The sequence below is a fragment of the Nocardia sp. NPDC060259 genome, assembly GCF_042728775.1.
GTDB lineage: Bacteria > Actinomycetota > Actinomycetes > Mycobacteriales > Mycobacteriaceae > Nocardia.
Genome location: NZ_JBHXAY010000003.1, coordinates 62811 through 79240, shown reverse-complemented (window position 1 = coordinate 79240; position 16430 = coordinate 62811). Strand labels below are relative to the sequence as shown.

13 protein-coding genes and 1 pseudogene are annotated in these 16430 nt (G+C 68.8%); 9 read left to right on the top strand and 5 right to left on the bottom strand.

Translation table 11 applies throughout. The annotated features are described in order from the left end of the window. Nucleotides 1-591: 591 nt before the first annotated feature. A pseudogene (locus ACFWF2_RS02420) lies at nucleotides 592-1004 on the top strand (transposase family protein); the annotation flags it as partial. A gap of 301 nt (nucleotides 1005-1305) precedes the next feature. On the opposite strand, the gene ACFWF2_RS02415 reads toward ACFWF2_RS02420, so the two are convergent. Continuing rightward, entirely contained in the window at nucleotides 1306-2133 is an 828-nt protein-coding gene (locus ACFWF2_RS02415) for a hypothetical protein (RefSeq protein WP_379303773.1), read from the bottom strand. Between the two features lie 199 nt (nucleotides 2134-2332). Here ACFWF2_RS02415 and ACFWF2_RS02410 point away from each other — a divergent pair, with 199 nt between their 5' ends. Both ACFWF2_RS02410 and ACFWF2_RS02405 read left to right on the top strand, forming a co-directional pair. Further along, nucleotides 2333-3505, top strand: a complete 1173-nt coding sequence (locus tag ACFWF2_RS02410; RefSeq protein WP_379303771.1) for an acyl-CoA dehydrogenase family protein — start codon at nucleotides 2333-2335, stop codon at nucleotides 3503-3505. Nucleotides 3506-3514: 9 nt separating this feature from the next. Further along, complete coding sequence (locus tag ACFWF2_RS02405) at nucleotides 3515-4642, top strand: acyl-CoA dehydrogenase family protein (protein WP_379303769.1); 1128 nt, start codon at nucleotides 3515-3517, stop codon at nucleotides 4640-4642. A 51-nt stretch (nucleotides 4643-4693) separates the two neighbouring features. Here the strand turns inward: ACFWF2_RS02405 and ACFWF2_RS02400 are convergent, their stop codons facing one another. Beyond that, a complete protein-coding gene (locus ACFWF2_RS02400) occupies nucleotides 4694-5290 on the bottom strand; it encodes a hypothetical protein (RefSeq protein WP_379303767.1) in 597 nt (198 codons plus the stop codon). A gap of 276 nt (nucleotides 5291-5566) precedes the next feature. On the opposite strand from ACFWF2_RS02400, the gene ACFWF2_RS02395 reads away from it, so the two are divergent. Together ACFWF2_RS02395 and ACFWF2_RS02390 are read left to right on the top strand one after the other, a co-directional pair. Next, entirely contained in the window at nucleotides 5567-5854 is a 288-nt protein-coding gene (locus ACFWF2_RS02395; RefSeq protein ID WP_379303766.1) for a hypothetical protein, read from the top strand. 53 nt (nucleotides 5855-5907) lie between these two features. After that, nucleotides 5908-6744: a GNAT family N-acetyltransferase gene (locus ACFWF2_RS02390; protein WP_379303764.1), complete on the top strand. Its 837-nt coding sequence runs from the start codon at nucleotides 5908-5910 to the stop codon at nucleotides 6742-6744. Here the strand turns inward: ACFWF2_RS02390 and ACFWF2_RS02385 are convergent. From ACFWF2_RS02385 to ACFWF2_RS02375, 3 genes are all read right to left on the bottom strand, one after another. Next, a complete protein-coding gene (locus ACFWF2_RS02385) occupies nucleotides 6741-8963 on the bottom strand; it encodes a protein kinase (protein WP_379303762.1) in 2223 nt (740 codons plus the stop codon). The genes ACFWF2_RS02390 and ACFWF2_RS02385 overlap by 4 nt on opposite strands. A 4-nt stretch (nucleotides 8964-8967) precedes the next feature. Beyond that, entirely contained in the window at nucleotides 8968-10830 is a 1863-nt protein-coding gene (locus ACFWF2_RS02380; protein ID WP_379303760.1) for a serine/threonine-protein kinase, read from the bottom strand. 160 nt (nucleotides 10831-10990) lie between these two features. Beyond that, nucleotides 10991-12145, bottom strand: a complete 1155-nt coding sequence (locus ACFWF2_RS02375; RefSeq protein WP_379303758.1) for a protein kinase — start codon at nucleotides 12143-12145, stop codon at nucleotides 10991-10993. 117 nt (nucleotides 12146-12262) lie between these two features. Between ACFWF2_RS02375 and ACFWF2_RS02370 the strand changes: the two genes are divergently transcribed. The 4 genes from ACFWF2_RS02370 (at nucleotide 12263) to ACFWF2_RS02355 (ending at nucleotide 16387) form a co-directional block, all read left to right on the top strand. Further along, complete coding sequence (locus ACFWF2_RS02370) at nucleotides 12263-13033, top strand: deoxyribonuclease IV (RefSeq protein WP_379303756.1); 771 nt, start codon at nucleotides 12263-12265, stop codon at nucleotides 13031-13033. Nucleotides 13034-13096: 63 nt separating this feature from the next. After that, a complete protein-coding gene (locus ACFWF2_RS02365; protein WP_379303754.1) occupies nucleotides 13097-14029 on the top strand; it encodes a TauD/TfdA dioxygenase family protein in 933 nt (310 codons plus the stop codon). 68 nt (nucleotides 14030-14097) lie between these two features. Then, nucleotides 14098-15309 (top strand): CaiB/BaiF CoA transferase family protein, encoded by a 1212-nt coding sequence (locus ACFWF2_RS02360; protein ID WP_379303752.1) that lies wholly within the window; start codon nucleotides 14098-14100, stop codon nucleotides 15307-15309. A gap of 163 nt (nucleotides 15310-15472) precedes the next feature. Continuing rightward, on the top strand, nucleotides 15473-16387 hold the full coding sequence (locus tag ACFWF2_RS02355) for a hydroxymethylglutaryl-CoA lyase (protein WP_379303750.1): 915 nt from the start codon (nucleotides 15473-15475) through the stop codon (nucleotides 16385-16387). Nucleotides 16388-16430: the final 43 nt, after the last annotated feature.

Here is a 16430-nt window from a genome sequence, read left to right as displayed (position 1 = left end):
CTGTAGCGATGTCCTGTGGACTTCTCGTTGGGTGCGGATCCAATCATTCGGGAACAGAGTCGGGGTGCACGACCACCTTCGATCTAAAGTCGTCAGATACACCGCTAGGCGACGGAAAGGGCCTACTTACCGCAGCTCGAAACGCCGCCAACGCCGGAACCCCCGTAACTATGCAGGAGGTGACGCGCGCTGCCGGCATCAAGGACGACTGGGATCGGATAGTCGTTGTATTTCCTGGAACTAAGAGCCCAGCCCTGAACAAGGATAGTGAAGCGGTCGGAGTCTGCTGGAAGAATCTTCCAGGACCGTACAGCGACGATACTCCACATGCGGCGTACTACCTGTTTCTTCGACAGCAAACTCCTCTGCAATCGATCCAGTGGTTCTATCCCAATGATCGCGAACTGGACTTCACATCCACCCGAATGAAGGTCGTAGATCCCGATACTTCCCTCATGCCCGTAAAGACGCCCGGGGTAGAGCCGTACCTTCGTCCTGCGAAGTAGCCCAGCCTGCTCACCGGCATCCACTCGCCCTTAAACGTGTCCTCGGCCACCGCCCAAGGGTTGTCCCGTAAGTTGTTGAGTGGCAATGGGTATCGTGTCTGCGGTGGTGATCTCGGCGGCTGATCCGGTGATGGTGGAGTTGTTCTCCGGGCTGCGGCCACGCACGTTCACTCGCCTGATCACCCGGCTGCGGCGAGAAGGTGCCGACCGGCCGTTGCGGGGCGGCCGTGGGGGTTGTGTTTCGAGGACCGGGTGTTGCTGGTGGCCACGTATTGGCGGACGAATCTGACGATGCGTCAGCTCGCGGCGGTGTTCGGGGTGTCGAAGTCGGCCGCGGCCCGGGTGATCGAGGACCTGGGACCCGCGTTGGCGCTACGACCCCGAGTCCGGTTCCCCCGTGGTGCGGTGCTGATCGTGGACGGCACCCTGGTCCCGACCCGGGACCACGAGGTAGCCGCACCGAGCAAGAACTACCGGTACTCGACCAACCACCATCTGTCTGGCCAGACGCCGCTGCGACGTGCTCTACGCAATGCTGGAATCAGGACAGCTCTACGGGACACGGAGGCAGCACCCTCCTGACAGGAACCATAGGGACACCCCTAAGAGTGCTCATGGCTTTGTACTGTCGCGGTAACCGGCCAGCAGGTGTCAGCTTCTGGAAGTAGCGGAGTCTGCTAGCAGCCTCGCGCGTATCGCCCGAGATTGACGGCACCGAGGACACGGCGTGATGGGCGAGCGGGCTTGTCGACGGACCAATGGCGTTGTGGTCGCAGGCGATTCGGCGGTGCGAGAGCGGTCAGCCGTCGACGGTGACCGCGGAAGGCCCGGGTGCGGGAGCAGGTTGTGGCAACTCGGCGGGAGCAGGTGCGGGAGCCGGTGCCGGAGCGGCGGTTTCCGAGGCGGGAGCCTGCGACTTCGGCGCACCCGTGGAAGCCTCGCCCGAGCCGGGGCTGGGGGCCTGCGGTGCGGGCGCGGGCGCTGCGGGCGCTTCGGTGGCCTGGACCGGCAGGTCGGGGACGACGAAAGTGCCGACGGTCGGGGTCATCACGCAGCGGGCGCCCGGGTAGTCGATCGTGCCCCACATCGAGGCGATCACGGTGCCTGCGCCGCTGTGCACGGTCTTCGACAGCGACGGCAGCTGGAATTCGGTCTGGTCGTCGAGCGCGACGATGCCGCTCTGTCCGGTGTTCACGTTCAGCCAGGCCACGCTCAGGCCCGAGGACAGCGCGAAACCGGTGTGCCGCGGGCTGGCGCTGAACCGGATGTCACCGGGCGCCATGCTGGTCTCGGTGCGCGGGCCCGGCCCCTCGAAGGTGGCGGCGGCGATGATCGTGGTGATCGGGCCGTTGCTGCCGCAGCCGAATGTCGGCGCCGCGTAGGAGAACGGGATGAACTGTGCCGAGATGTCGCGCAGCGTGTCGGCGCCGACCAGCGTGGTGAAGCTGTCCAGCGCGCCGACGCCCGCCTTCGCCGAGATGTCCTCACCAGCGAGGTGGGTCAGGTGGCTGATGCCGTCCTCGACCGGGGTGGGGGCCGCACTCGCAGGCGTGGCCAGCAGTGCCAGCGCGCCGATGCTCGCCGCGGTGACCGTCGCTGCCCTGCCTGCGATGGATCTGCCGTTCACCCGTAACTCCTCGGTGGATGCTCGTCACCGGTTCCCCGGCTCGTCTGGCAACGTACCAGGTCGCCGACCGGGTCGCCGAGCCACCGGCGAGGGTGCGGCCGCGAGGGCTGAGCGTGGGCAAGTGTGATGTAGTCGACACTGGCGTTTACTCAGGGGTAGGTTTTTCTCGACGGCTACCGACCCACGCTGGGAGACCCGGATGAAGTTAGCCCTTTCCTCTGACGAGGTCGCCTTCCGCGACGAGCTCCGGCATTTCTACAAGACCGAGATCCCGGTCGAAATCCGCGACCGCGTCAAATACGGCCACGAGCTGTCCCGCGACGACATCGTCACCGCGAACAAGATCCTCAACGACCACGGCCTCGCCGTGCCCAACTGGCCGGTGGCCTGGGGTGGCAAGGACTGGACGCCGATGCAGCGCCACCTGTGGCTCGACGAGATGCAGCTGGCCTCGGTGCCCGAGCCGCTCACCTTCAACGCCTCGATGGTCGGGCCGGTCATCGCCCAGTTCGGTTCCGAGGAACTCAAGCAGCGCTTCCTCCCGCCGACCGCGGCGCTCGACATCTGGTGGTGCCAGGGCTTCTCCGAACCCGACGCCGGCTCCGACCTCGCCTCGCTGCGCACCACCGCGGTCCGCGACGGCGACTCCTACATCGTCAACGGCCAGAAGATCTGGACCACGCTCGGCCAGTACGCCGACTGGATCTTCTGCCTCGTTCGCACCGATCCGAGCGCGCCGAAGAAGCAGGCCGGCATCTCCTTCCTGCTGTTCGATGTGAAGTCGCCCGGCGTCACCATGCGCCCGATCAAGCTGATCGACGGCAGCTACGAGGTCAACGAGGTCTTCTTCGAGAACGTCCGGGTGCCCGCCGATCAGCTGGTCGGCGAGGAGAACCAGGGCTGGACCTACGCCAAGTTCCTGCTCGGCAACGAGCGCACCTCGATCACCGGCGTCGGCAAGACCAAGGTCAAGATCGGGCTCGCGAAAGACTATGCGCGCCAGACCAGGACCGGCCACGGCACGCTGCTCGACGACCCGGTGTTCGCCGCCCGCGTCGCCGAGCTGGAGAACGAGCTGCTCGCCCTGGAACTCACCCAGCTGCGGGTGGTCTCCAACTCCGCCGACGGCAAGCCGAACCCGGCCTCCTCGGTGCTGAAGCTGCGCGGGTCCGAGCTGCAGCAGAAGGCCACCGAACTGCTGCTCGACATCGCGGGCGCCGACGCGCTCCCGGTCGACGCCGACGGCATCGCCTCGCCCGCCTGGGCCCAGCACACCGGGCCCAGCTATCTGAACTACCGCAAGGTCACCATCTACGGAGGTTCGAGCGAGGTCCAGCGCTCGATCATTTCCTCCACGATCCTCGGATTGTGAGGCGCTGACATGGATCTCGAACTCACCGACGAACAGACGATGCTGCGCGACACCGTGCGCGAACTGCTGCACCGGTTCTACGACGGCGAAGCCCTCGCCAAGGTCGGCGAGACCGACCCCGGCTGGAACCGCACGGTCTGGAAGCAGCTGGCCGAGCTGGGCGTGCTCGGCCTGACCATCGACGAGGACGACGGCGGGGTCGGCGCGGGCCCGGTCGAGGCGATGCTGGTGCAGGAGGAGCTCGGTCGCGCGCTCGCCCCGGAACCGGTGCTCGACGCGGTCGTGATCCCGGCCGAGCTGCTGAAGCTGACCGGCAGCGCCGAACAGCGCGGCCGCCTGCTGCCCGCGCTGGCCGCGGGGGAGAAGCTGCTGGCGTTCGCGCACGCCGAGCCCGGCCTGCGCTGGCCGTCGACCGAGATCACCACGGCCGCCACCGCACAGGGCGACGGGTACGCGCTGACCGGCGTCAAGAACCCGGTGCTGCGCGGTGACTGTGCCGACGAACTGATCGTCAGCGCCGTGCTGCCCGGCGGCGGGACCGGCCTGTTCCTGGTCGACCCGACGGGGTCCGGGGTGACCAAACGCGCCTACCGGACCTTCGACGGCAGGCGCGGCGCGCAGTTCGACTTCGACGGCGCCCCCGGCGAACTGCTGGGCGACACCGTCGACGCCGCCGAGCAGATCGCGCTGGCCCAGGGGTACGCGCAGGCGGCGCTGTGCGCGGAGTCGGTGGGGGCGATGGAGATCGCGCTGACCCTGACCACCGACTACCTCAAGACCCGCAAGCAGTTCGGCGTCACGCTGTCGAAGTTCCAGACGCTGACCCAGCGCGCCTCGGACTGCTACGTCTCGCTCGAACTGGCCCGCAGCATCAGCCTGTTCGCGACGGCGGCGCTGGCCGACGGCGGCAACGATCCGGTGGTGGCCTCGCGGGCGCGGCTACAGGTCGGACGCTCCGCCGAGCACATCGGGCGCGAGGCGATCCAGATGCACGGCGGCATCGGCGTCACCGCGGAATATCCGGTGAGCCACTATGTCGCCCGGCTGACCGCGATCGGGCAGACACTCGGTGGCGCGCTGGAACACCGGCGGGTGCTGGCCGACCGCGTCGGCAGTTACGACCTGCCGGAGCTGTAGGACGGATCGGTGATGGTGCGTGCCCCGGCCGGGGTGCGCACCATCGCTGTGTCAGTCCTCGTCGTCGGTGGTCGTCGGCTCGGTGGTCGCGCCCGGCGTCGGGGTGGCGCCGGTGTCGGCCGGGGTGGCGATCGCCGGGGTGGTGTGGTCGTGTTCGTGCGTCGTCGGATAGTCCGGCTCGGTGGTCTCCTCGACCGGGGGAGTGGTCCGCGGCGGCGAGGTGCGCGTCGGCACCGGCCGGGTGGTGGTGCTGCGCGGCGCGGTCGTCGTCGACTGATCCTCGGCGGTGGTCGCGGGCGGACGCGACTCGGTGGTCGCCTCCGCGGGCTGGGACTCCGTCGTCGTCTCGCCCTCGGGCGGCGGTTCCGACGGTGAGGTCTCGGTCGAGCTGAGGCTGAACGGTTTCCGCGGCGACATGTACGGCGCGATCCGCCAGCTGGGGGAGGGCGGGATCGAGATCCGTACGGTCGTCGAGGAGGTCTCCTCGGCGATCCGGCTCGGTGCGGCGGCCAGATTCGCGTTCAGCGGTGGCGGCGGAACGTAGACGTCCTGCTGCCCGACACCACACGCACCGATGACGATCAGTCCGAGCGACACCGCGCCAACAGCGATTGCCGGACCTACGAGCTTGGTCGGGCTGTCATCCATCGCGTGCACTCCTCGTCGGCTTCGAGTCGCCTCACAGTAGTGCAGGACCGGCGATTCGGCAGTACGGGTCCGGTGAATCAGTAGTTTTTAAACATTTGTGATTCAGATATCGGATTGATTTCGTCAGCGTGTCGCGGGGACGTGTCGCGCGCGATCGGCGTCGCCGGGTCGTAGCGTGTGTGAGCGAAGTTACGCATGAGACGCCCGGAACGACACTGCTGACGCGCGAGGGTTGCGCGACGAAAGAATCTGATCGGCGTCATCGAGGAGAAACTGATGGGAGCTTATTCGACACCCCGGCTGAAACCCGCGGCGGCGAACGGTGATTCGTCCGCGGCGGCAAATCTTCAGCACGCACTGTCGAACCCGCCGGGTAATCGCGCTGGCGCGGTCACCGCACGGGTCATGGGCTGGTTGTTCTTCGTCGGCGGTCTCGTCGGCGCCGGGCTCGGCATCGCCGGCCTGCATGTGGAGATCACCGTCGCCGGCCTGATCCTGGCCTGCACAGCGGGTCTCATCCTGCTGAAGCTGCGCACCGACCGGGACGTGCTCGAGAAGGACTGAGCAGCAGCCGAATTCAGGTGCGATCGGCCCGTCTGGGGCCTACCGTCGATGCTGTGCGTATCGACATCACCGGCGACGCCGCCCGCTTCCTGGCCGAGGCCGAGAAATTTCTTCGTCAAGACCCCTTGCGGCATACGGTGATCGCCACCGCCGTCGCCAACGAACTCGGCGGCCGGGCGGGCGGCGCGATGACCCGATTCCTGACGGTGCGCGACGACGCGGGTCAGGTCGTCGGCGTCGCCACCAGTGCCTTCGGCGGCAGGGTCTACCTCGGCGAGTTGCCATCGCACAGCATCTCGGCCGTGGCCGATGCCTTCTCGGCGGAGCAGGCCCCGCCGACCAGCGTCGAAGGCGTCGGGGCCGACGCGGCTGCCTTCGCCGGGTACTGGTCGCGGGAGACGGGCGGGACCAACGCGGAATCGTTCTCGGCCCGCCTGTTCCGGCTCGCGACCCTGTCCGTTCCCGAGGCCGTCGGCAAGCCGCGTCCGGCCACCGAGGACGATCTCGGCGTCTGCCGGGCCTTCATCGAGGCCTTCTGTGCCGAGATCGGTGAACCGCGGCCGTTCGACGAGGAGGCCGCGCGGCGGCGGATCGACGCCGGGTTCTGGTGGCTGTGGGAGCACGACGGGGCGCCCGCCGCCTTCGTCGGCCGCAACGTCGAGGTACTCGGCTGGGCCAGAATCGGGCCGGTCTACACGCCTCCGCAACTGCGTGGCAATGGCTTTGCCAGTGCGCTGACCGCCGCGGTTTCCGGGGTCGTGCGGGCCGAGGGCGCCGGCGTCTGCCTGTTCACCGATCTGGCCAATCCGACGTCGAACAAGATCTACCAGGCGATCGGATACGAGCCGGTGCGCGACTTCGTGAACTACACGCTGACCGCCGCGGGCTAGGTCAGCGGCGCGGCGTGCCACCAGTCGAGCATCTGCGCCTCGTCGGCGATGAACCCGCGGCTGTACATGAGCATGGCCGCGCGGTCCGGGTCGGCGTCGAACCGGGTGACCATGCGCGGCGACTTCGGCTGGCTGTCGTGCAGAACGAAGTTCGTATAGGCGTGACCGGTGTGCGTCGTTGCCCGGACATCGTGGGCGGGCAGCGCGGCGACGGCCTGCTGTGCCTGGTCGGCGGACGGGTAGAGGAAGAACTCGTAGATCGCCTTGTTGCCGCCGCCGAAGCAGTGCCACATGACCACCCAATCGCCCATGTCGGCGTCGGTGGTGTCGCGGCTCGCGGTGGCCCGGTCGTAGGCGAAGCAGCCCGCATTGCCCAGGCCCGAACCCGCGTGGACCAGATTGCTCGCGGAGGTCTGCGGCAGCATGCGCGGGAACTGCTCGCTGAGCCGCGCGGCGTTCGCCCCGATGACCTTGCGGTCGCTGGTCGTCGGCGCGGGGCTCGATGTCGTGCGCTGGGCGACGGAAGTGGCTGTGTGCGACGCGGACTCGGTCGTGGTCGAGACGCCCGACGACGATGCGGTGCCCTCCGGGCCGGTCAGCGCACCCACGATCAACCAGGCGATCAGCCCGAGCAGGGTGATCGTGGCGACCCAACTCACCGGTGACGCCTGCCAGCGGGAGCCCCGTTTCGGACCGAGATAGTCCTCGGCCACCTTCGACCGCCCGTCGTCGCCACGCGGCGTCGAGGCGTCGCGCGGCCGCTCGGCCCGAACATTCGGCGCGGGACGATGCGGCGAGGAACCGGCCTGCCACGATCCGTGCTGCGCCCCGGCGCCCGGCCAGGAGGGCTGTTGGGCGCCCCCCGGCCACCCCGCCTGCTGCGCGCCTGGCGACGAAGACTGCTGGAAACCGGGCGACGAAGGCTGCTGACCGACTGGCCATGAAGGCTGTTGTATGCCAGGTGATGAGGGCTGTTGCGCGCCGGGCCATGAATGCTGTTGCATGCCAGGTGATGAGGGCTGTTGCGCGCCGGGCCATGAAGGCTGTTGCATGCCGGGCGATGAGGGCTGTTGCGCGCCGGGCCACGACGCCTGCGGCATGCCGGGCGATGACGGCTGTTGCACGCCAGGCGACGACGGCTGCTGAGCGCCTGGCCACGAAGGTTGTTGCGCGCCGGGCCACGATGCCTGCGGCAGCCCGGGCGATGACGGCTGCTGGGCGTCCTGCCACGACGGGGTACCGGTAGCGGGCGACGCGTTCGGTGTGGACGCCGCATCCGAACCGGGGAACGGCGTCATCCCGGCGACCGGGTATCCAGGCGCCGGCGTGTAGGGCGAGTTCGGTGGATATGTCCTGGTCTGCGCGGACGTCGGGAACGATTGTCCCGCCGTCGGGTCGGTCAGTGCCTGACCTGCGGCCGCGGCAAATTCGGCGCACGAGCCGAACCGCTCGTCCGGCCGCTTGGCCATGCCGCGGGAGATCACCGTGTCCAGCGCGGGCGGGAGATCGGACCGCAGCGAGCTCGCACGCGGGGGTGGCTGCTGGAGATGGCCCTGGATCACCGCGACCGGGTTGCCCGCCTCGAACGGGGTGGTGCCGGTGAGCAGCCGGAACAGTGTGCAGGCCAGTGAGTATTGGTCGGCGCGTCCGTCGAGGGCGATTCCCGACAACTGCTCGGGCGAGGCGAAAGCGAGGGTGGCGGTGAAGGTTCCGGTCTGGGTGAGTTTGGCGGCGTTGTCGTTGTGCAGGCGGGCGATGCCGAAATCGGTGAGGTAGACGCGTTCGCCGCCGTCGACCGGCTCGAGCAGGATGTTCGCCGGTTTCACATCGCGGTGCAGCACGCCCCTGCTGTGCGCGAAGTCCAGTGCCGCCGCGGTCTCGGCGACGATGCGCACCGCCCGCGCCGCATCGACGGGGGCCGAGAGCGAGGCCGCGTCGGCGCCGTCGATGTAGCGCATCGAGATCCACAGCTGGTCGTCCTCGACGCCGCGGTCGTACACGGTGACGATGTTCGGATGCTCGAGCTGCGCGACCAGGTCCGCCTCGCGTTCGAACCTGGCCCTGATCTCGGTGTCGAAGAACAGTTCCCGGTTCAGCAGCTTCATCGCGGTGCGCCGGGGCAGCCGCGGATGACGCGCCAGGTACACCGAACCCATGCCGCCGCGGCCGAGCAGCCGCTCGATGGTGTACCCGGCGAAAACGCCGCCCTCGTCGATCATTCGCTCAGTTCAGCGGTGCCGAGCGCCACCAGCGCAGCACCTCGTCGGCCGTGCCGTAGGCGTCGGTGAACATCAGGAACTGGGCGCGATCGGGGTCGCCGGTGAACTGGGTGATGATCTTGTTCCCGTTGTCGGTGTACTTGTAGTTGGTGTACTGCTTGCCGCCGTTGGTGTCGACCGACTTGGTGTTGGTCGGCAGCCCGTCGATCACGGCCTGCACGTCGGCCGCCGAGTTGTAGACGTAGATCCGGTAGAACGGATCGTTGCCGCCGCTACCGCCACCGTCGTAGCAGCGCCACTGCCAGACCCACGCGCCGAAGTCGGGGTCGCCGTCGTTGGGCGAGGGGGTGTAGCCGGTGTCGGTCTCCCAGCAGGACGCGCCGTTGTAGCCGGTGTCGCCGTCGGTGTCGGCGGGCACCATCTGGGCGAACTCGGCGCTGATGGCGTCGGCGTCCGGGGTGACATGCTTACCCGCCGCGACCGAGGTCGTCGTGGTGGTGGAGCCGCCGGAATCGTCGCCGCTGACCGCGACCCCGATGCCGATCAGCAGCGCGAGCACCACGACGACGGCGACCACGATCCCGACGATCAGGCCGGTGTTCGACTTCGACGGCGGTCGCGGACCCTGCGGATACTGGCCGAAACCCCCGCCCGCCGGCGGACGCGGCGGGGCAGGCGGCGCCGGATACTGCGGCCGGGACTGCTGGTTGTACGGATTCTGTGTCGCCGCACCACCGGTCAGCGGCGACGCCTGGTTGGCCATCGGTCCGCCGGTCATCGGGCCTTGTGCCGCGGTGCCCATGGCGCCGCCGGTCATCGGCCCGTGGCCCACGGTGCCCATCGGCCCGCCGGTCATCGGACCCTGCGTCGCGGTGCCCATCGGCCCGCCCGTCATCGGGCCTTGCGCGGCAAGGGGATACGGCGACCCGGTCTGCGGGATCGCACCGCCGGTGGTCGGACGCGGACCACCGGTCACCGGGATCGCACCGCCCGTGGTCGGACGCTGTCCGACGATCGGCATGGCGGGGGCGCTCGGGTTGTTCAGCGCGGCGATCGCGGCGTTCGCGAAATCCGAGCAGGAGTCGAAACGGTCGTCCGGCCGCTTGGCCATGGCCTTGGCCAGCACCGCGTCGAGTGCATAGGACAGGCCGGGCCGCGCGCTGCTCAGCGGCGGCGGCGGTTGCTGCAGATGACCCTGGATGACCGCGGCGGGATTGGTCGCCGTGAACGGCCCCGACCCGGTGAACAGCCAGAACAGGGTGCAGGCCAGCGAGTACTGATCGGAGCGGTGATCCAGCGAGGCACCGGTGAGCTGTTCGGGGGAGGCATAGGCCAGGGTCGCGGTGAAGGTGCCGGTCTGGGTGAGATGACCGGTGTCGTCACGCAATCGGGCGATGCCGAAGTCGGTGAGATAGACCCGTTCACCGCGGCCCGCGCCGGAACGCGCGAGCAGGATGTTGGCGGGCTTCACATCGCGGTGCAGCACACCCATGCCGTGCGCGTAGTCGAGCGCGTCGGCGGTTTCCTTCACGATCTGCAGCGCGCGAGCGGGCGGCAGCGTCTGCGGGTCCACCGAGGCGGCGTCGATACCGTCGATGAACTGCATGGAGATCCACAGCTGTTCGTCGTCGAGACCGCGGTCGTAGACGGTGACGATGTTCGGGTGATCCAGGCGCGAGACCAGATCCGCCTCCCGTTCGAACCGCGCCCGCACCTCCTGATCGAAGAACATCTCGCGATTGAGCAACTTCAGCGCGGTCATGCGCGGTAGACGAGGGTGCTTGGCGAGGTAGACCGAACCCATGCCACCACGGCCGAGCTGCCGTTCGATGACGTAGCCGGCGAAGACATCTCCGTTGGCCAGCATGTCTGCTCCACTTCCCGCCGTGCGCCGGGACCCACCAGCACACACGCGTACAGCAAGAAAGCCGCGGCCGGGTGGCCCGCCACGGGAAAATCAACGAAACCTTAGCAGCAGCCGACCGGGTGGACAGTTGCTCGTATAGCGACCGTCCAGCCCGCACCGATCACGGTGGCCGCCTCGGCTGCGGCGGCACGATATAGCCGGGATGGTTACGGCCGCCGGGGAAGTCGATGGTGCCCGGCCGCTGCGTCCCGCGCCGCGGCGGAATCGCACTCGCCGGCGGCCGCGGTACGTGCTGATGCGGCTGGGCCGGGGTGGTCGGCTGCGCCTGCTGATGCGGCTGCGGCGGCGTGGCCGGTCGCGCCTGCCGATACGGCTGCGGCGGCGTGGCCGGTCGCGAATAGTGCTGCTGCGGATACGGTTCGCGCGCTCGCAGCACCACGCCGGTCGCCGTCGGCTGCTGGTGGTGATGCCACGGGCCGGGGACCGCGAACAGCGCGGCCTTGGCGGCCAGGGCGAATTCCGTGCAGCTGGCGTAGCGCGCCTCCGGCTGCTTGGCGGTGGCCCTGGCCAGCACGGTCTCCAGGGTCGGCGGCAGGTCGGGGCGCAGGCTGCGCAGCGGCGGCACCGGCTTGCTCAGGTGCGCCTGGATCACCGCGGCCGGGTTGGGACCGGGGAACGGCACCGAGCCGGTGAGCATCCAGAACAGGGTGCAGGCCAGCGAGTACTGGTCGGCACGGTGATCGAGCGGAGCGCCTGCGATGTGTTCGGGGGCGGCGTAGGCCAGGGTGGCGGTGATCGTGCCCGCCGAGGACAGCGTCGTCTCGCTGTCGCGCACGGCCGCGATCCCGAAGTCGGTGAGCACCACCCGTTCCGGGCGCCCGATCGGCGGCTTCGCGAGCAGGATGTTGGCCGGTTTCACGTCGCGGTGCAGGACGCCGCCCGCGTGCGCGAAATCCAGGGCGGTCGCGGTCTCGGCGACGATCTGCACCGCCCGGTCCGGGGTGAGCACATTGACATCGGCGGTCGCGACATCGGTGCCCGCCACGAACTGCATGGAGATCCACAGCTGGTCGTCGTCGTTGCCGCGGTCGTAGACGTTGACGATGTTGGGATGCTCGAGCTGGGCGACCAGGTCGGCCTCGCGCTCGAACCGGCGGCGGCTCTCGTCGTCGGCGGACAGCTCGTGGCTGAGCAGCTTCAGCGCGGTGAGCCGGGGCAACCGGGGATGCCGGGCCAGATAGACCACGCCCATCCCGCCGTAACCGAGCACGCGCCGGATCGTGTACCCGGCGAACACGTCGCCTTTGCGCAACACCGCGAAGTCACCCCCTCCAGGGCAGAAGCACCCGTCCGAATTCTACCGATGTATCTCCTGATGCCCGCCGAGTGCAACATCGCCGATCATGTCGGTGCCGCGGATTAGGGTGACATCATGCGCATTGGAGCACACGTTCGCGACGAGAGCGATCCGATCGGCTTCGGTGAGAAGCTCGGCGCCGAGGTCATCCAGCTGTTCGTGGTCGATCCGCAGAGCTGGGACAAACCGCAGCCCCATCCCAAGGCCGCCGAAATCCTGGCCAGTCCGATCGACGTCGTCGTGCACTCGTCGTATCAGATCAATGTGGCCAGCCTGAACAACCGGCTGCGGATGCCCTCGCGCAACGCCGTGGCCCAGCAGGCGAAGGCCGCCGCCGAGCTCGGCGCGTTCGGCCTGGTCGTGCACGGCGGGCACGTGCGCTCCGACGCCGAGCTCGACACCGGAATCGATAACTGGCGCAAGCTGTTCGAACGCCAGCAGGACAAGGGCGGATTCGCCGTGCCGATCCTGATCGAGAACACCGCGGGCGGCAATCACGCGATGGCCAGGCACTTCGATTCGATCGCCCGGCTCTGGGACGCGGTCGGCGACTACGGCGCCGGCTTCTGTCTCGACACCTGCCACGCCTGGGCGGGCGGCGAGGAACTGGTCGGCGTCGTCGAGCGGATCAAGGCGATCACCGGCCGGATCGACCTGGTGCATCTGAACTCCTCGCGCGACGAATTCGATTCCGGCGCCGACCGGCACGCCAATTTCGCCGACGGCACCATCGACCCGCAGCTGCTGGCCGAGGTCTGCCGGACGGCGGGGGCACCGGTCATCCTGGAGACGCCCGTCGACGGTGTCGCCGAAGACCTCGCCTACCTGCGGGAGAACCTCGGCTGAGGCCTTCCGATCACCCGGAGGGAAAACCTGTCAGTCGAACGGGATTCGCGGTGTGCTTGATGCATGACGCACAACTACCCCACCCCAGCCACCGTGACGGTGACCAAGCTCGGCGCCCACATCGGCGCCCAGGTAGACGGCGTCCGTCTCGGTGGTGACCTCGACGCGGCGACCGTCGCGACGATTCGTCGTGCGCTCACTGAGCACAAGGTCATCTTCTTCCGCGGTCAGCAGCACCTCACCGAGGACGGCCAGCACGAGTTCGCGCAGCTGCTCGGCAGCCCGACCACACCGCACCCGACGGTGAAGTCGCAGGGCGTCAAGAGCCTGGCGATCGATTCCGAGAACGGCCGCGCCAACTCCTGGCACACCGATGTCACCTTCGTCGACCGCATCCCGAAGGCGTCGATCCTGCGCGCCGAGTACCTGCCGACCTACGGCGGCTCGACCACCTGGGCCTCCACCGTCGCCGCGTACAACTCGCTGCCCGAACCGCTCAAGGCCCTCGCCGAGAATCTGCGCGCGGTGCACACCAACGTCTACGACTACGCCGCCCGCACTGTCGAGCCGCTGCGCCCGAAGTCCGAGGAGTACCGCGCGGAGTTCCAGTCCACCTACTACGAGACCGAGCACCCGGTGGTGCGCGTGCACCCCGAGACCGGCGAGCGCGCGCTGCTGCTCGGCCACTTCGTGAAGAACTTCGTCGGCCTGTCCACCAGCGAGTCGCAGGCGCTGTTCCGCCTGTTCCAGGACCGCGTCACCCGCCTGGAGAACACCACCCGCTGGACCTGGGCCGACGGCGACGTCGCCATCTGGGACAACCGCGCCACCCAGCACTACGCGATCGACGACTACGACAACCAGCCCCGCCGCCTGACCCGCATCACCCTCGCCGGCGACATCCCGATCGGCGTCGACGGCACGCCGAGCACCGTCATCGAGGGCGACGCCGAGCACTACTCGATCGTGGAGGAAGTGGAACTCCTGGCCAGCTGAAATTCCGCTTCGGCGCCGGGTGCGCATGTGCCCGGCGCCGGTCCGCGCGGCACTGCGATACTGCCCCTATGAGTATTCGGCCGCTGGACGGTGTTCGCGTCCTGGAACTCGGTAACTATGTTGCCGCTCCCACTGCCGGACGTATTCTGGGCGACTTCGGCGCCGAGGTGATCAAGGTGGAACGCCCAGGTACGGGCGACGAGTTACGCAATTGGCGGCTCTATGGTGGCGACACCTCCATGCTGTATCGCACCGTGAACCGCAACAAGAAGTCGATCGTGCTCGACCTGCGCACCGAGGCGGGTCGCACGGTCGTGCTCGATCTGCTGCGGCACTGCGATGTGCTGCTGGAGAACTTCCGGCCCGGCATGCTGGAGAAATGGGGTCTCGGCCCCGAGGTGCTCGAGGAGGTGAACCCGAAGCTGGTCATCACCCGCATCTCCGCCTATGGCCAGACCGGCCCGATGGCCGCGCGTCCGGGTTTCGCGGCGGTCGCCGAGGCCGTCGGCGGTCTGCGTGAGCTCGTCGGCGATCCGGACCGCCCACCGGTGCGGGTGGGAGTCTCGATCGGTGACTCGATCGCGGGCATCTACGCCGCCTTCGGCACCGTGATGGCGTTGTTCCAGCGCGAGCGCGTGTCCGGTCAGGTGCCGCAGAGGGAACGGATCATCGACGTCGCGCTCAACGAGTCGATCCTGTCGGTGATGGAATCGCTGGTCCCCGACCACCTCGCCTACGGCATCAACCGGGAGCGGGTCGGCGGCCGCATGGAGGGCATCGCCCCGAGCAACGCCTACCCGACCAGCGACGGCTACAGCATCATCATCGGCGGCAACGGCGATGCCATCTTCCAGCGCTACATGCAGGTCATCGGCCGTCCCGACCTGGCGGCCGACCCGGAGCTGGCCGACAACGCCGGCCGCTGGCGCAACCGGGAACGACTCGACGCCTCGATCGCCGAATGGTCGAGCCGGCGCACCCGCGACGAGGCACTGAAATTGCTCGACGACGCGGCCATCCCGTGTGGCCCGATCTACACCGCCGCCGACATCGTGGCCGACGAGCAGTACCGCGCACGCAATATGATCCAGTCGTTCCCCGTCGACGTGGGCGAGCCCGAACCCAAGCAGGTGGGGTTCGCCGGCATCGTCCCGGTGATCGGGGGACAGTCGCTGCCGATCCGCAATGTCGGCCCCGACCTCGGCGAGCACACCAGAGAAGTGCTCGGCGGGCTGCTCGGGATGAGCGAGGATCAGATCGACGCGCTGGAGGCATCGTGAGCAGGCGAGTACACGGCAGACGCCGCCCACCGGTGCGCAGCAAGTGGGAACAGCGCGGGCCGGGCCATGTGCGCCCGACTGTGCATCCGACGCCGGCCAGCGTCGGTGACAAACCGTGCGGCGGCGTGATGTGCGTGCCCGCCCAGGAACCGGACCAGCGGTGATGACTGCCCCGCTGCTGCGGGATGTGACCCTGCGCGACGGCTTGCAGCTCACCGGCAAGGTGCTGCCCACCGAGCAGAAGATCGATGTCGTCCGGCGGCTGCTGGCCGCTGGTGTGCCCGCGCTGGAGATCGGCTCGATGGCCCGGCCGGATCTGGTGCCGCCGATGGCCAACTCGCTCGAGCTGATCGCGGCGCTCACCCCGGACGAGCTGGCGAAATGCTGGGTCTGGGTGGCCACACCGCGGCACATCGAGAAGGCGGCCGCCGCAGGCGCGCGCAACTTCCAGTACTGCTTCTCGGTCTCCGACAGCCACAACAAGGCCAATATCGGCCGTGACACCGAGGCTTCGGTGGCGGCCATGCCCGACGCGATCCGCCTCGCCGAGGAGGCGGGCGGTGAGATCCAGCTCTGCCTGGCCACCAGCTTCACCTGCCCGTTCGAAGGCCAGGTCGACCCCGCGCGAGTGCTGGACATCGCCAACGATCCGCGCACCGACGGCGCCGCCGACATCGTGCTGGCCGACACCCTCGGCCAGGCCCACCCCGGCCAGGTGAGCGCGCTGGTCTCGGCGGTCCGCGACCGCTCACCGTCGCGCCGCATCGTCTTCCACGGCCACGACACCTGGGGCATGGGCGTGGCCAACACCCTCGCCGCCGTTGCGGCGGGCGCGACGATGGTCGACGGCGCCCTCGGCGGCCTCGGCGGCTGCCCCTTCGCCCCCGGCGCCAGCGGCAACACCGCCTCCGAGGACATCCTCTTCGCGACCCGCCCCGGCTGGTTCACCCCGGCGGCCCTGGCGAGCCTGGTCGGCCTCACGGAGGAGCTGCTCGCCGACCTCGGCGAACCCAACCGTTCCCGCACCGCGGAAGGCGCGCGCTCGAAGGCCGAGGCCTTCGACTGGGTCATCAGTTAGGTATCGGGGGGATTCCGGATGGCGCGCTGACCGGTCGGCAGAC

Coding starts and splice junctions, on each gene's coding strand:
- ACFWF2_RS02410 (WP_379303771.1), top strand. CDS start 2,333: ATGAAGTTAGCCCTTTCCTCTGACGAGGTCGCCTTCCGCGACGAGCTC.
- ACFWF2_RS02400 (WP_379303767.1), bottom strand. CDS start 5,290: ATGGATGACAGCCCGACCAAGCTCGTAGGTCCGGCAATCGCTGTTGGC.
- ACFWF2_RS02355 (WP_379303750.1), top strand. CDS start 15,473: ATGACTGCCCCGCTGCTGCGGGATGTGACCCTGCGCGACGGCTTGCAG.
- ACFWF2_RS02380 (WP_379303760.1), bottom strand. CDS start 10,830: ATGCTGGCCAACGGAGATGTCTTCGCCGGCTACGTCATCGAACGGCAG.
- ACFWF2_RS02360 (WP_379303752.1), top strand. CDS start 14,098: ATGAGTATTCGGCCGCTGGACGGTGTTCGCGTCCTGGAACTCGGTAAC.
- ACFWF2_RS02365 (WP_379303754.1), top strand. CDS start 13,097: ATGACGCACAACTACCCCACCCCAGCCACCGTGACGGTGACCAAGCTC.
- ACFWF2_RS02405 (WP_379303769.1), top strand. CDS start 3,515: ATGGATCTCGAACTCACCGACGAACAGACGATGCTGCGCGACACCGTG.
- ACFWF2_RS02370 (WP_379303756.1), top strand. CDS start 12,263: ATGCGCATTGGAGCACACGTTCGCGACGAGAGCGATCCGATCGGCTTC.
- ACFWF2_RS02395 (WP_379303766.1), top strand. CDS start 5,567: ATGGGAGCTTATTCGACACCCCGGCTGAAACCCGCGGCGGCGAACGGT.
- ACFWF2_RS02385 (WP_379303762.1), bottom strand. CDS start 8,963: ATGATCGACGAGGGCGGCGTTTTCGCCGGGTACACCATCGAGCGGCTG.